General features: G+C 67.4%; 10 protein-coding genes. All 10 read right to left on the bottom strand.

Translation table 11 applies throughout. The features are described 5' to 3' along the window. Positions 1 to 92: 92 nt before the first annotated feature. Positions 93 to 905: an MHYT domain-containing protein gene (locus U9J23_RS00050; RefSeq protein WP_059381956.1), complete on the bottom strand. Its 813-nt coding sequence runs from the start codon at positions 903 to 905 to the stop codon at positions 93 to 95. Further along, positions 905 to 1,459, bottom strand: coding sequence for a GTP-binding protein (locus U9J23_RS00045; RefSeq protein ID WP_016691076.1), 555 nt, complete (start codon positions 1,457 to 1,459; stop codon positions 905 to 907). Before U9J23_RS00045 ends, U9J23_RS00050 begins: the two co-directional genes overlap by 1 nt. A 13-nt stretch (positions 1,460 to 1,472) precedes the next feature. Then, a complete protein-coding gene (locus U9J23_RS00040; protein WP_085468661.1) occupies positions 1,473 to 1,847 on the bottom strand; it encodes a DUF742 domain-containing protein in 375 nt (124 codons plus the stop codon). 13 nt (positions 1,848 to 1,860) lie between these two features. After that, positions 1,861 to 2,277 carry a roadblock/LC7 domain-containing protein gene (locus U9J23_RS00035; RefSeq protein ID WP_006550917.1) on the bottom strand — a complete coding sequence of 139 codons (417 nt, stop codon included), beginning with the start codon at positions 2,275 to 2,277 and terminating at the stop codon, positions 1,861 to 1,863. Beyond that, positions 2,274 to 5,933 (bottom strand): ATP-binding protein, encoded by a 3,660-nt coding sequence (locus tag U9J23_RS00030; protein WP_326600846.1) that lies wholly within the window; start codon positions 5,931 to 5,933, stop codon positions 2,274 to 2,276. The genes U9J23_RS00035 and U9J23_RS00030 overlap by 4 nt, the downstream gene beginning before the upstream one ends. Before the next feature lie 361 nt (positions 5,934 to 6,294). Next, positions 6,295 to 8,331, bottom strand: a complete 2,037-nt coding sequence (gene gyrB, locus U9J23_RS00025) for a DNA topoisomerase (ATP-hydrolyzing) subunit B (protein WP_059381955.1) — start codon at positions 8,329 to 8,331, stop codon at positions 6,295 to 6,297. Positions 8,332 to 8,546: 215 nt separating this feature from the next. Further along, positions 8,547 to 9,119, bottom strand: a complete 573-nt coding sequence (locus tag U9J23_RS00020; protein ID WP_059381954.1) for a DUF721 family protein — start codon at positions 9,117 to 9,119, stop codon at positions 8,547 to 8,549. Continuing rightward, positions 9,116 to 10,348: a DNA replication/repair protein RecF gene (recF, locus tag U9J23_RS00015; protein WP_059381953.1), complete on the bottom strand. Its 1,233-nt coding sequence runs from the start codon at positions 10,346 to 10,348 to the stop codon at positions 9,116 to 9,118. Before recF ends, U9J23_RS00020 begins: the two co-directional genes overlap by 4 nt. Before the next feature lie 22 nt (positions 10,349 to 10,370). Next, positions 10,371 to 11,555 (bottom strand): DNA polymerase III subunit beta, encoded by a 1,185-nt coding sequence (dnaN, locus tag U9J23_RS00010; protein ID WP_059381952.1) that lies wholly within the window; start codon positions 11,553 to 11,555, stop codon positions 10,371 to 10,373. A 501-nt stretch (positions 11,556 to 12,056) separates the two neighbouring features. Further along, a complete protein-coding gene (dnaA, locus tag U9J23_RS00005; RefSeq protein WP_410458054.1) occupies positions 12,057 to 13,736 on the bottom strand; it encodes a chromosomal replication initiator protein DnaA in 1,680 nt (559 codons plus the stop codon). Positions 13,737 to 13,826 lie beyond the last annotated feature (90 nt).

The following is a 13,826-nucleotide window of genomic DNA, read 5'->3' as shown; positions in this document are numbered from 1 at the left end:
GACCGACAGCGACCCCCGACGCTGCGCAGAAGGCTACTCCACTTCCGGGATTTCAACCAGATATGTTGAGTGACAACAAATTAGGGCGAATTTCAGTAGATCCGACCGTCGACGGGCTCTTCCGGACCGTCCGCCGCCCATCGCTCGGATTCCGCTTCCAGTTCCGCCGCAAGACGATCCGGGGCCTGGAGCACCAGAACGATCGGGACGGCCAGCAGCAGCAGGCCGACGACGAAGAGCGGGAAGAGAATCGAGAAGACCTCGATCCCACCGGAGACCACCACGGCGGGGTCGATCTCCACACGAACCGACGCGGCGGCGAGGAAGTGCACCGCGATCACGGCGGCACCGGCCAACGCGCTGCTCAGCAGGCGCTTGGGCCACGTGTCCGCGGTCTTCACCTGGGCCAGGAAGCCCACGGCCGTCACGATCGCCAGTCCCACCGCTGCGGCGACCCAGAGGGGATCGAAGGTCAGCGAGCCCTGGATCCGCACCGATGCGAGGACCGAGAACGGCACGCCCGCCAGGCCGGCGCCCAGCACGAGAGCACCCGTGACCGTCCGGCCGAGGGTGGCGGGACCGTTGTTCGGAATCGCGACGAGCAACGCCACGTACACCGACACCAGCGCGACGAGCATCGAGAACACGATGGTGACGGTGTCGAACCGCACCACGCTGTCCTCGACGTTGAAGCCTGCCATCGGAAGGAACATGGCGAGCCAGACACCCACGCCGCCACTCACCAGAGCAGCGAGAATCATCCAGTACGAACGCAATCGATCACTGGAGGTGGTGCGGACCCGTCGAGCACCGGTGACACCGACGAACACCCCGATCGCCGAGGTCAGATAGGCCAGGACCGTGACCCACGAGCCCATCGTGAAGAGTTCGAGGCCCTCCCCCATTACTGGGTCACCGGCTGGTGCAGCTTCCGCAGGGCGTATTCGGTGACGGTGACCAGAGCCTGCTTCGCCGACTCACGGGCGCGCGCGTCGATCGACACGATCGGCACGTCCGCCGAGATCGCCATCGCCTGACGGATGTCCTCGAGCGGGTACCGGGGCGCATCGTCGAATTCGTTGATGGCGACGATGAACGGGAGATTGCGCGCCTCGAAGAAGTCGACGGCGGCGAAGCTCTCGTCCAGGCGACGCGTATCGATCAGCACGATCGCACCGATGGCGCCGCGGATCAGGTCGTCCCACATGAACCAGAAGCGGTGCTGTCCGGGCGTACCGAACAGATAGAGGACGAGGTCGTCGGCCAGACTGATACGGCCGAAGTCCATGGCGACCGTGGTGGTCGCCTTCTGCGGTGTCGCAGAGAGGTTGTCGACGCCGTCGCTGGCGTTCGTCACGAGCGCCTCGGTGCGAAGCGGCACGATTTCCGACACCGCCCCGACCAGAGTCGTCTTGCCGACGCCGAAGCCTCCGGCGATCACGATCTTGGTCGAGGTCACGCGCTTCGTGGCGTTAGAGTTCGCGAAGTCCACTGAGGACCCTTTCAATCAGCTCACGACGCTCCGCGTCGCTCGAATCGTCTTTCAGCGTGGCCAGGATCTGTACGTGTCCGGCTTCGACGAGATCGGCGACGAGCACGCGTGCCACGCCGATCGGCACCCCCACGCGCGCGGCGATCTCCGCGACCGAGGGTGATTCCTTGCACAGCTCCAGGATCGTGGCGTTGATGTTGTCCAGATCCCGGGACCGATCGTCGGTTCCCGGAATGGCCTGGATGAGCGCCTCCAACGCCAGTTCGACCGCAGGACTCGTACGTCCCGAAGTCAGGGAGTAGGGCCGGACCAGACTGGGCTGGTCCGGCGCCGACTCCGGCTTCCGCGATTCCATGGCCACCTCGACGTCAGGACCCTAGACCGACCCGCGGGGTGGCTTCGACCGAAGCACCCACTCGATCGACCAGGAGCGCCATCTCGTAACCGACCTGTCCGATGTCGCACTCGGAGGCGGTCAGGGCCGCCAGGTGCGAGCCGTCGCCGACGCTCATCAGCAGCAGGTATCCGTGCTGCATCTCCACGACGGACTGCAGCACACCCCCGCCGTCGAACAGCTGCGACACACCGTTGGACAGGCTCGCCAGACCCGAGGTCACCGCAGCGAGCTGCTCGGCACGATCCACCGGGAGGTGGGCGCTGGCGGCCATGAGCAGACCGTCGGCGGACACGAGCACGGCATGCGAGACACCCGGGACTTCGCGCGCGAAGTTGGAAACCAACCAGTCCAATGGACGAGCTGCGTCGGATCCATGATCAATATTCATCGAACTCCCTGTTCGTCGTTCTCGCGATTGCTGGTATTCGCCGAGGCGCGCCCGTTGCGGACACCCTGCTGATGGCGGCTCAAGTTGGCCCGGATGGCTTCCGGGTCTCGACGTCGAATGGTCTTCGGCAACTCACCCGTTGCCGGCGCCCGAACGGCACCCGGCACCAGGCGTTCGCCGGGAGCGCGCCGCGGAAGACCCGCGGTGGTGTGCTCCTCCACGGGGGCCTCGGTAGCACGCTGTGCGGCTTCCCAACCCGCGTCCGCTGCGGAGCGCCACTCCCGCTTCCTGCGGTCCTCCGGAAGGCTCGTCGGGTCGACGAGCCAGTCCGACATCATCGTGGTGAAGATCGGGGTGTTCGCCGGCTGCGGACGGGACGACGCGAGGTCGGACCGCGGCTGGAAGAACGATGCCGTCTTCGCCGAGTTGGTCCGGTAACGATGCCGTGCCGCCTGCTGCGCGTCGCTGTGCGGCGAGACGGAGCCGCCGTCGGCGATGCTCGGACCGGAAGCCGCTGCGGCCGAATCGGGTTCGGAACCGTTGGTCGACGCAGCGGGTCGCTGCGGAAGCCCGGGCGTGCTGCCCGGCTGACGACGCGGCAGACCGGGTGTGCTGCCCGGACGACGCTGCGGGAGACCCGGCGAGGGTTCCTGCTGCCGACGGTCCGCGGCCTGCGCGGGTGCACGCTGCGGCTCCTGCGCGGGTGCACGCTGTGGCAGGTCGGGACGGTTCGGTGCGTCCGGTCGGCCCGCGGAGTCGCCACCTGCGAGCGGTCCCGCCACCGGCTGCTGCTGCGGCCGGTTCTGCGGAACGGACGGAGACGATCCGGCAGCCCGCCCCGGCAGGCCGGGAGTTGCGCCCGGACGGCGCTGCGGATGACCGGGGGACGCGGGGCGCTGCGGCGGCGCGGGTGCGCGATGCGCCGAACCCTGCTGGGCGTCCCGTCCCTGCGGCTGGTCCTGCCGGGTGTCGCGGGAAGGTGCGGAGTCCGTCGGCGGCAGACCCGGCGTGGCACCGGGACGACGCTGCGGAAGACCCGAAAGACCTTCCCGGCGAGCCTGGTCGGCGTCGGGTCGCGGCCCGGCGCCGTTACGACCGTCGCCGTTGCGCCCGTCTCCGTTGCGCCCGTCGAACGAGTGACCGTTGGTCTCGTCCGGCCCGCGACGAGGACCGCGCGGAGGCAACGACGACGCGAAGGCTGCTGCGGCATCCGGTTCGATCCGGCGCGGCTGCGGCGACCGGGGCGGAGTCGGGAGACCCGGCGTCTTGCCCGGCTGACGCGTGGGCAGACCCGGAGTCCCACCGGGGCGACGCTGAGGGAGACCCGACGGTCCGAACTCGCGGGGTGCCGGCGGTGCCTGGTTGTCGCGCGGCGACGGTGCCTGGTTGTCGCGCGGCGACGGTGCCTGCGGGTCGCGCTGCGGCGGTCCCTGAGGCTCGCGGGGCGGCGGTGCCTGGAACGACGACGCGGACCGAGAGAACTCGTCGGATCCTGCTTCGCGCTGCGGCTCGTCGCGTCGCTCGTCGTCGTAGGACGGCTCCGCATCCCGTGCAGCGGAAGCACTCTCGTCGACACCGTCGGCGTAGCCGTCGGTCGCGTAGCCGTTGTCGGCGTAGGCATCCTCGGACTCGTCCGCACGGACGTCGTCGGCGGAGTCGGCCTGCTGTGACGTCGCGTATTCGTGCTGTTCGTCGCCCGCGGGCAGACCCTGCTGTGCGACGGGCGCCGAGAGCGCCGGCGGTGCCGAGTACTCCTCCGCCTCGATCTCGATGCGAGTCTGAGGACCGGTGTGCGACAACGCCAACGGGGAGACCAGCAGGACGTCCGGGATGTGGACGCTCGCGGTGATACCCGGGTTGCGTGCGGTGTCGAAGGTCGGGCGCAGACGCACGGTGAGACCGTGCCGTTCGGCCAGTCGCGAGACCACGAACAGACCCATGTGGCGTGCGGTGTCGGGACCGACCTCGCCACCCTTGGAGAGACGCTGGTTGATGGACTCGAGTTCGTCGGCCGGGATACCGATACCGCGGTCGGCGATCTCGACGAGCAGGCCGCCGTCGACGGCACGCGCGAAACTGAAGGTGACGTTGCTGTCGGGCGGCGACGCGCGCAGCGAGTTGTCGACCAGCTCGGCGAGAAGGTGCACGATGTCGGTCGCGACCGCGCCGCTGAGGGCACCGTCGGGAGTCGAACCGATCTGCACACGCTGGTAGTCCTCGACCTCCGACATCGCGGCGCGCAGGATGTCGCCGAGCTGCACGGGCGCGGAGTGGCCGCGGCGCATGCGGGTACCGGAGAGAATCAGCAGGTTGTCGCCGTTCCGGCGCATACGCGCGGCGAGGTGGTCGAGGCGGAACAGGCTCTCGAGTCGGGTCGGATCCTTCTCCTCGTACTCGAGTCGTTCGATGAGGCCGAGCTGCTGCTCGACGAGCGACTTGGAGCGACGTGCGAGCGTCTCGAACATGTCGCTGATCTGGAGGCGGAGGTGCGCCTGCTCGCCGGCGAGGCGCAGTGCCTGCCCGTGCATGTCGTCGACGGCGCGGGCGAGCTGACCGATCTCCTCGGTGGTGTGCACCGGGACCCGGGTGAACTCGATGTCCTCGATGTTGTCGCCGACCTTGATGCGGTCGATGGCCTCGGGCAGCTCCTGCCGCGCGACCTTCAGCGTGCCGTAACGCAGGCGGCGGATCGGGCCGACCAGCGAGCGGGACACGAGCAGTGCGAGCACGAGCGCCGCGAGCAGAGCTGCGAGCACGATCGCGGTATCGCGGAGAGCGACCGAGCGGGTTTCCGCGGCGCGGTCCTGAATCGTGGTGCTGACCTGCGCCGACGCCTCGTCGATGATGGTGCCGTAGATGTCGACACTGTTGAGCAGCGACGCGCGGATGTTGAGGATCGGGAGCGGACCGGAACCGGCCGCGTCGACCATGTCGGCACGTTCCTGGACGCCGGCCCGCAGTTCGGCGATCTGCTGATCGGCCATCGGGTAGGAGCGGGCGAGCAGGTCGAGCATCGCGAGCTCGGCGCCGGAGGCGGACACCAGCGCGGTGCCCGGCTGGTTCGGGTCGGCGAGGAGCTGGAGCACACCGAGCACCTGGCCGAACAGGTAACGCTGCGAATACCAGGCGTTGATCAGCTGGTCGCCGTAGATGAGGATCTCGCGGTCCTCGACCTCGTCGAGGATCGCTTCGACGATGCGGTTCAGGCTGTCACGAACCTCGTTGGTGACGGCGCTGATCTCTTCGACCGGAACCGGTCCGGCCTGCAGCTTCGTGTAGAGCGACTGCGCGGAGGCAGCAGTACGGCTCAGGTCGGCGGTGACCGCCGGATCGAGTTCGGGGTTCTCCGTGACCGAGGCGATGGTGCCGAAGGCGTCGCCGAGCGCCGCCATCTCCTCGGGAGTCACCGTCCCGGCGGCGGCACTCGCGGTGGCGGTCGCGAACGCCGTCGAAAACTCGACGATGTCCGGCACGGCCGCGACCTGGTCGGCCGCGGACGAGAAGTGGACGGCGTTGCTGAGCTCGTTCTCGACACGAAGACCACCGAGGACCATTGCCACGGTCACGGGGACAGCGAGAACGGCGGTGACCTTCCTGCGAAGACCCCACCCCTCGATGTTCCACCACCGCTGCTGGGGCGGCGACTTGTCACTCATGGATTACAGCTCTCCTTCCACCCCGTCCGCGCCGGGCGACGAGCACCAGTCGGCACTGCACTCCGATGAGCGCGTTTTCGATCGAGTGCAGTCGAACGAGACGTTTCGGGTGAGGGCACCATATCGGGACATACAGCGGATACGGAAGAGTGAGTCCTTCCCGCACCCCCGCGCTGCCCCGGCCCCCTCTTCGGCAGCCACGCGGACAGATGGCCGAATGGAGTGTACTCACGAGTAACGAAGAAGGCTAACGGCCCTTCCACGTTTCCGGTGGCAGACATCCGAACCCCCGCTGTGAGTTACAGCACAGCGGGGGTTCGGATGCGGATTCGGTCTCCGCATCGAGCGGAGCCGACGGCGATCAGACGTCGAGGAAGCGGACATCCTTCGCATTGCGCGTGATGAAGCTGCGTCGCGCCGCGACGTCCTCACCCATGAGGACGCTGAACAGCTCGTCGGCCGCAGCGGCGTCGTCAAGGGTCACCTGACGCAGGACGCGGACGCTCGGATCCATGGTGGTCTCCCACAACTCCTTGGCGTTCATCTCACCGAGGCCCTTGTAGCGCTGGATGCCGTCGTCCTTGTTGATCTTCTTGCCGGCCTTCAGACCCGCCTCGAGCAGGACATCGCGCTCGCGGTCGGAGTACGCGAACTCCGGCTCGCTGCGCTGCCACTTGAGCTTGTACAGCGGCGGCTGCGCCAGGAAGACGTGGCCTTCCTCGACCAGCGGCCGCATGAAGCGGAAGAGCAGTGTGAGCAGCAGCGTCGCGATGTGCTGACCGTCGACGTCGGCGTCGGCCATCAGGACGATCTTGTGGTACCGCAGCTTCGAGATGTCGAATTCCTCGTGGATGCCGGTACCGAACGCCGTGATGATCGACTGGACCTCGGCGTTCTTGAGGACCTTGTCGATGCGGGCCTTCTCGACGTTGATGATCTTGCCGCGCAACGGAAGGATCGCTTGGTACATCGAGTCGCGACCCGACTTGGCGGAGCCACCTGCGGAGTCGCCCTCCACGATGTAGATCTCGCACTTGCTCGGGTCCTTCGACCGGCAGTCGGCGAGCTTGCCCGGCAGACCACCGATGTCGGTCGCGCTCTTGCGGCGGACGAGCTCGCGCGCCTTACGGGCGGCGACGCGGGCGTGCGCCGACGACACGGCCTTGGTGACGATCGTCTTCGCATCGGCCGGGTTGGCCTCGAACCAGTGCGAGATGTGCTCGTTGCACGCCTTCTGCACGAAGGACTTCACCTCGGTGTTGCCGAGCTTGGTCTTCGTCTGGCCCTCGAACTGCGGCTCACCGACCTTGACGGAGATGATGGCCGCGAGACCCTCGCGGATGTCGTCGCCCGTGAGGTTCGGATCCTTCTCCTTGAGGAGCTTCTTGTCCTTCGCGTAACGGTTGACGACCGTGGTCAGCGCCGCACGGAAGCCTTCCTCGTGCGTGCCGCCCTCGTGGGTGTTGATGGTGTTGGCGAAGGTGTGGACGGATTCGGAGTAACCCGAGTTCCACTGCATCGCGACCTCGAGTTCGTGACCGGTGCCCTTGGCGGTGAACCCGACGACCGAGTTGTGGATCGGCGTCTTCGTGCGGTTGATGTGGCGCACGTAGTCCTCGAGACCACCCGGGTAGTGGTAGGTGCGGACCTTGACCTTGTGCACCTCGGGCTCGGCGGCCTCGACGGCCTGGTCCTCGGCGGTCTTCGGTGCCTCGGCGGTCTCCGGGACGTCCTCGTCGGTGACCTCTTCGGGCGCGACACGCTCGTCGGTGAGGGTGATGGTCAGTCCCTTGTTGAGGAACGCCATCTCCTGCAGGCGACGCGCGACGGTCTCGAAGTTGAACGTCGTGGTCTCGAAGATCTCCGGGTCCGGCCAGAAACGGACGGTGGTACCGGTGCGCTTGGTGGCCTCGCCGCGGATGAGCTCGCCCGGCTTCGAGGCGGTGTACGTCTGCTCCCAGTGGTAGCCGTCGTTGTCGATCTCGACCTCGAGGGTCGTGGACAGGGCGTTCACCACGGAGATACCGACACCGTGCAGACCGCCGGAGACGGCGTAGGCATCGGAGTCGAACTTGCCGCCGGCGTGGAGCTGGGTGAGGACGACCTCGACAGTGGGGACGCCGGAGGCGTGCATACCGACGGGGATACCGCGACCGTCGTCGACGACCTGGACGCCGCCGTCGGCGAGGAGGGTGACCTCCACCTTCGATGCGTATCCGGCCATGGCCTCGTCGACGGAGTTGTCGACGACCTCCCAGATCAGGTGGTGCAGGCCACGCTCTCCGGTGGAACCGATGTACATACCGGGGCGCTTGCGCACCGCCTCGAGACCCTCGAGGACGGTGATGGACGACGCACCGTACTCACTCTTGTTGTTGTTCGACTTCTGGGCAGCCACGGGTGGGTAGCTCTCCTTCTCCGATCGGCCCCGCGCACGCGCGCGACGCATTCCTGTCCATCCTACGTGCCCGCGAGCCTTGCGCCGGGGTGGACACGAAAGCGGGTGTTCCGCACCGCTGACGTCCCCGTAGCGGCCCCTTTGCGACCCGGACAGCGTGATTTCCTACGCGCTCCGATTTTCGCCCCTCGTACGGCCCGGGAGCGAGCCCGGGATCACCCGTAGGTGTCGCGTGGTCCGCGGCCGCGGATGTGGCGTTCGCCCTTCCGCCAGCTCGGAGCCGTCGGGCCGGTGATCCGCAGTTCCTTCACCACCCCGTGTCCCACGGCCGCGGCGATCTTGGCGAGGATCTGCGACTGCATCATCCGCAGCTGGGTGGCCCAGGCCGTCGACTCGGCCGAGACGTGCAGGATGCCGTCGCGCAGCCTGGTCGGCTGGGCATGACTCGCGATGTCGTCGCCGACGACCCGTGCCCAGCTCCCCATGACGGTGCCCTCGGACACGTGCGCCGACCAGCCCCGTTGTTTGGACAGCGACTGCGCGAGCGATCCGAGGGGCTGGGGATCGCGGTCGTCCGGACCGGGCCCCGACCAGCCACGACGTCGGCGTTTGGGGCGCAGCGGACCGCGCGACGCGCGTCCCTGACCGACGGCCTTACCGCTCGCCTTCGCGGCGGCCCGAGCCTCCTCGAGCGCACGGCGGGCGAGATCGATGCCCTTCAACTCCGGCTCGCCCGCGCTGCGCTCCGGTCCGGCATCGCGTTCGGGACCTGTGTGTTCGTCGTTCATCCGACCTCCCCGGTGATCGGGTCCGTCTCCCGCTGCACCGATCCCAGCACAGAGATACGACCATCTTCGGTGTCCTCGGCATGCACGGGGAATCGGGCGCCGTTCAGCTCGGCCGGCACGTCCTCCGGCACGGCAGCCGTGATCAGCACCTGTTCGGCCGTCGTGGCGACCTCTGCCAGGGCGGACCGGCGGCGTCGATCGAGTTCGGCGAAGACGTCGTCGAGCATGAGGACCGGATCGGTGCCGTCGGTGCGAAGCAGGGCGAACGCCCCGAGCCGCAGCGCGAGCGCGAACGACCACGATTCTCCGTGGCTCGCATAGCCTTTCGCGGGTTCGGTACCGAGCATCAGGTCGAGATCGTCGCGGTGGGGCCCGACGAGGCAGACACCGCGTTCGACCTCCTTCGACCGCACCTCCGCGAGGCGCTGGAGGAAGACGGTCTCGAGAAACTCCCGATCGTCCGGCGCGGGCGTCCGGGCCGGGTCGGAGAACTCCGGCGGCAACGAGTCGGCGAGACTGCTGCGATAACGCAGGCTCGCCGGACGGGACTCGGGTGCGATCGACCGATATGCCTCGGAGACGTGCGGAGCCAGCTCGTTCAGCAACGCGATGCGTGCGGCGAGCAGCTCGGCTCCGTGGGCCGCGAGATGGCCGTCCCACACGTCGAGGGTCGCCAGAGCGCTCGCCCCGTCGCTCGAGCGGCTCCCGCGCCGCAGTGCTCCACCCGCGGTCTTGAGCAGGGCGGACCGTTGGCGGAGCACCTTGTCGTAGTCGGCCCGCACCCCGCTCATCCGCGGGAAACGCGTGCTGAGCAGTTCGTCGAGGAACCGCCGGCGATCGCCCGGGTCGCCGCGCACGAGCGACAGGTCCTCCGGGGCGAAGAGCACCGTGCGGAGGATGCCGAGGATCTCTCGAGGACGACGGGCCGGCGACTGGTTGATCCGCGCCCGGTTCTGCTTGCCCTCGTTGATCTCGATGTCGATTCCGAGCTCACGACCGTTGTTGACGACCAGCGCACCGGCGAACGCCCGCGACGTGCCGGCCCGCAGCAGCGGACCGTCGGAGGACACCCGGTGCGACGACAGCGTCGACAGATAACCGAGGGCCTCGAGCAGGTTGGTCTTCCCGTGCCCGTTGCGCCCGACGAAGACCGTCGCCCCCGGAGTGAGGTCGACGGAAACCGTTCTCCACGAACGGAAGTCGCGCAGCGAGAAGGTGCGAACGTACACGGGGGTCCAGTCTCGGGGCCGGTCAGCCCGGCAGGCGCACCGGCATCAGCAGATAGGTGTAATCGCTGTCCGGAGCGGCGAACGTACCCGAGGAGTCCGGCACGGGCTCCTCGTCCAGCGCCGGCCGCAGCACGGCCGGACGACTCGAGGTGGTGAACCCGAACGAAACCTTGTCGGTGTGCAGCGACGTGAGTCCGTCGAGCAGGTAGCCGGGGTTGAACGCGATGATCAGCGGCTCACCGAAGAACTCCGCGGGATGGGATTCCTCGGCACGACCGGCATCGTCGCCACCGGCCGACAGCATCACGCTGCCCTCGGTGAACTCGAGTCGGACCTGTGCACCGCGCTCGGCGACCAACGCGACACGCTTGATCGCGTCGACCAGCGGCGCGATCTCGACGGTCGCCATCGCGGTGTGCTCGTTGGGGAGCAACTGGCGGAACTTGGGGAATTCGGCGTCGAGCAGGCGCGTGGTGGTGCGGCGCCCCTCGGCGACGATGCCGAGCAGACCTTCGGCGCCCACCGACGACCCACTGCCGAGAGCGAGCTGGACCGGGGAGTTGGACGAGCCGCCAACGGTTTTCGCGGCCTCGGAGAGGGTCTTGGCGGGCACGAGCACGGCCGAGCTGGTGGACTCCGCGGTGGGCATCCACTCGAGCTTGCGCACCGCGAGACGGAATCGGTCGGTGGCCGCGAGCACCATGTCGGTGCCCTCGATCTCCACCCGGATGCCCGTGAGCATCGGGAGCGTGTCGTCCTTGCCGGCGGCGACGGCGACCTGGCTGATGGCCTCGGCGAACAGATCGCCGGAGAGCGAACCGGTCTGCTGCGGGAGCGCGGGCAGCTGCGGGTAGTCCTCCACAGGCATGGTGGGGAGCGAGAACTTGGCGCTACCGCATGTGATGAGCACGCGGGTGCCGTCGAGCACGACATCCACAGGCTTGTGGGGCAACGCGCGGGTGATGTCGGCGAGCAGCTTGCCGGACACCAGCACCTGACCGGGGGTGATGACCTCGGCCGAGACGTGGACCTGCGCGGATACCTCGTAGTCGAAGCCCGAGACCGTCAGCCCGCGCTCGTCGGCTCCGAGCAGGACACCGCCCAGGACGGGAACGGGGGGTCGCGATGGAAGGCTTCGGGCAACCCATGCAACGGAATCAGCGAAGTCCTCGCGAGGCACACGAAACTTCATACTTCCCAGCTCCATCGCCCGGTGGATCCCTTCGATCGTGGTCTCGACAAGTCTACGAAGTCTGTCACAGAACCCCGACACCGATGAGGCGGAGCCGGGGGATGCGGGTCCACGTTATGCCTTCCCTCGCTGCTTGGAAAGCCGGGAGGCTCGAGGCGTGAGCCTCACTCGAGGGCCTGTGGACCGACGCTCTCCACACACCTGTTTTGAAAGAAGATTTCTGAAGAGAACTCACAGAAGTAGTAATAGGGCCTGTGGAATCTGTGGACGAACGACCGTCTAGGCTGGTGGGGCGACGTTCTCGAGGGGGTCGAACTCGAGGATGAACTCGAGGAGTTCTCGAGGACGAATGTGGATTCCTCGAGACTGTTCATTCTTTGTCCACCGTTCGTCCACAAAGATCCCACGTTCTGCACACCCTTGTCCACAGGTGTGGGGACCGGAAATTTCTCGAGATACGGGACAGGGAGCGCCCTGTGGACGCTCCCTGTGGATGGAAACTCGAGGCTCGAGGAATCAGCGCTTGGACCGCTGCTTGATACGCGCGGTGAGCTCCTGCACCTGGTCGTAGACCTTGCGACGCTCGGTCATCTCCTTGCGAATCTTCTTGTCCGCGTACATGACCGTGGTGTGGTCGCGACCGAAGGTCTGCCCGATCTTCGGCAGCGACAGATCGGTGAGCTCGCGGCACAGATACATCGCGATCTGGCGGGCCTGCGCCAGCGGTCGTGCCTTTCCGGGCCCGCACAGGTCGTCGATCGACGTTCCGAAGTACTCCGCGGTCACGGCCATGATCGTGGCGGCATTGATCTCGAGAGCCGAGGAATCCGGCATCAGATCACGCAGCACGACCTCGGCGAGAGTGAGATCGAGCGGCTGCCTGTTGAGCGACGCGAAGGCCGTCACACGGATCAGGGCACCCTCGAGTTCGCGGATGTTGCGTTCGATCCGGCTCGCGATCAGCTCGAGCACGTCGTGCGGCACGTTCAGGCCGTCCATGCGTGCCTTCTTCGACAGGATCGCGATGCGCGTCTCGAGTTCCGGGGGCTGGACGTCGGTGATCAGTCCCCACTCGAACCGGGTCCGCAGTCGTTCCTCGAGCGTCGCGAGCTGCTTGGGCGGCCGGTCGGACGAGACGACGATCTGCTTGTTGGCGTTGTGGAGGGTGTTGAAGGTGTGGAAGAACTCCTCCTGGATACCTTCCTTGCCCTCGATGAACTGGATGTCGTCGACGAGCAGGATGTCGGTCTCGCGGTAACGCCGCTTGAACGCGACCTTGCGGTCGTCGCGGAGGCTGTTGATGAAGTCGTTCGTGAACTCCTCGGTGGAGACGTACTTCACCCGCATACCCGGGAAGAGCCGCTGTGCATAGTGGCCGGCGGCGTGGAGCAGATGGGTCTTCCCCAGTCCGGAGGCACCCCAGATGAACAACGGGTTGTAGGCCCGCGCCGGGGCCTCGGCGATCGCCACCGCCGCAGCGTGTGCGAACCGGTTCGACGCACCGATCACGAAGGTGTCGAAGGTGTACTTCGCGTTGAGGCTGCTGCTGCCGATGGGCGGCGTCTCGGGCGGCGGGGGCTGGGTGAAATAGGACGGCCACGACTCGCGGACGGCGGTCATCGCCTCTCGGTCGTCGTCGACCTCCTCGAGTTCGCCGTGGTCGGCCTCGAGCATGTCGTGTTCACGGGAGGAGATCAGGCGTCGCCGATAGGCCGCACCCTCACCGGGAAGCATGCCGTCCCGCTGATATCCACCGTCCATGGAGGCGACGGCGTCTGCGGATCCTGCAGGATCCCTGGTCACGGCACCGTCGCGCGGTCCGGTGACCTCGCGGGACATCGGAGGATCGCGGCGCAGATCACGGCTGCGGGGCTCTACCGTGCGCGGATTCACAGGCTGTGCATCGACCGGCAGACCCTCGAGGGGCAGCGTGTCGCGGGGTTCGGCGTAGGGATCCTCGGCGGGGTCGTCCACGCGTTCCCGCGGTTCGACGCGCACACCGAGACCCTCGACCCGGTGACCGAGGTGCCGGTTGAGGGTGCGGAGGATGGGTTCGCGCAGGTCACGTTCGATCGACTGCTGGGCGAGTGTGGAAGGTACCGAGAGCAGGGCGAATCCCTGTGCGAGCGTGATCGGTTTGACCAGCGCGAGCCATGCCTTCTGGCTCTTCGTCAGTACTCCGTCGTCGATGGTCAGCTCGGATACGACGTCCGTCCACACATCGGCCAGCGCGTTCGGCTCGTCGCTCACGCAGCTTCCCTCCCTTTGATCACCGGTTTTCCACAC

Source organism: Rhodococcus sp. PD04 (assembly GCF_035918275.1).
GTDB classification, from domain to species: Bacteria; Actinomycetota; Actinomycetes; order Mycobacteriales; family Mycobacteriaceae; genus Rhodococcus; species Rhodococcus rhodochrous.
This window is presented reverse-complemented; position numbering and strand designations above follow the sequence as displayed.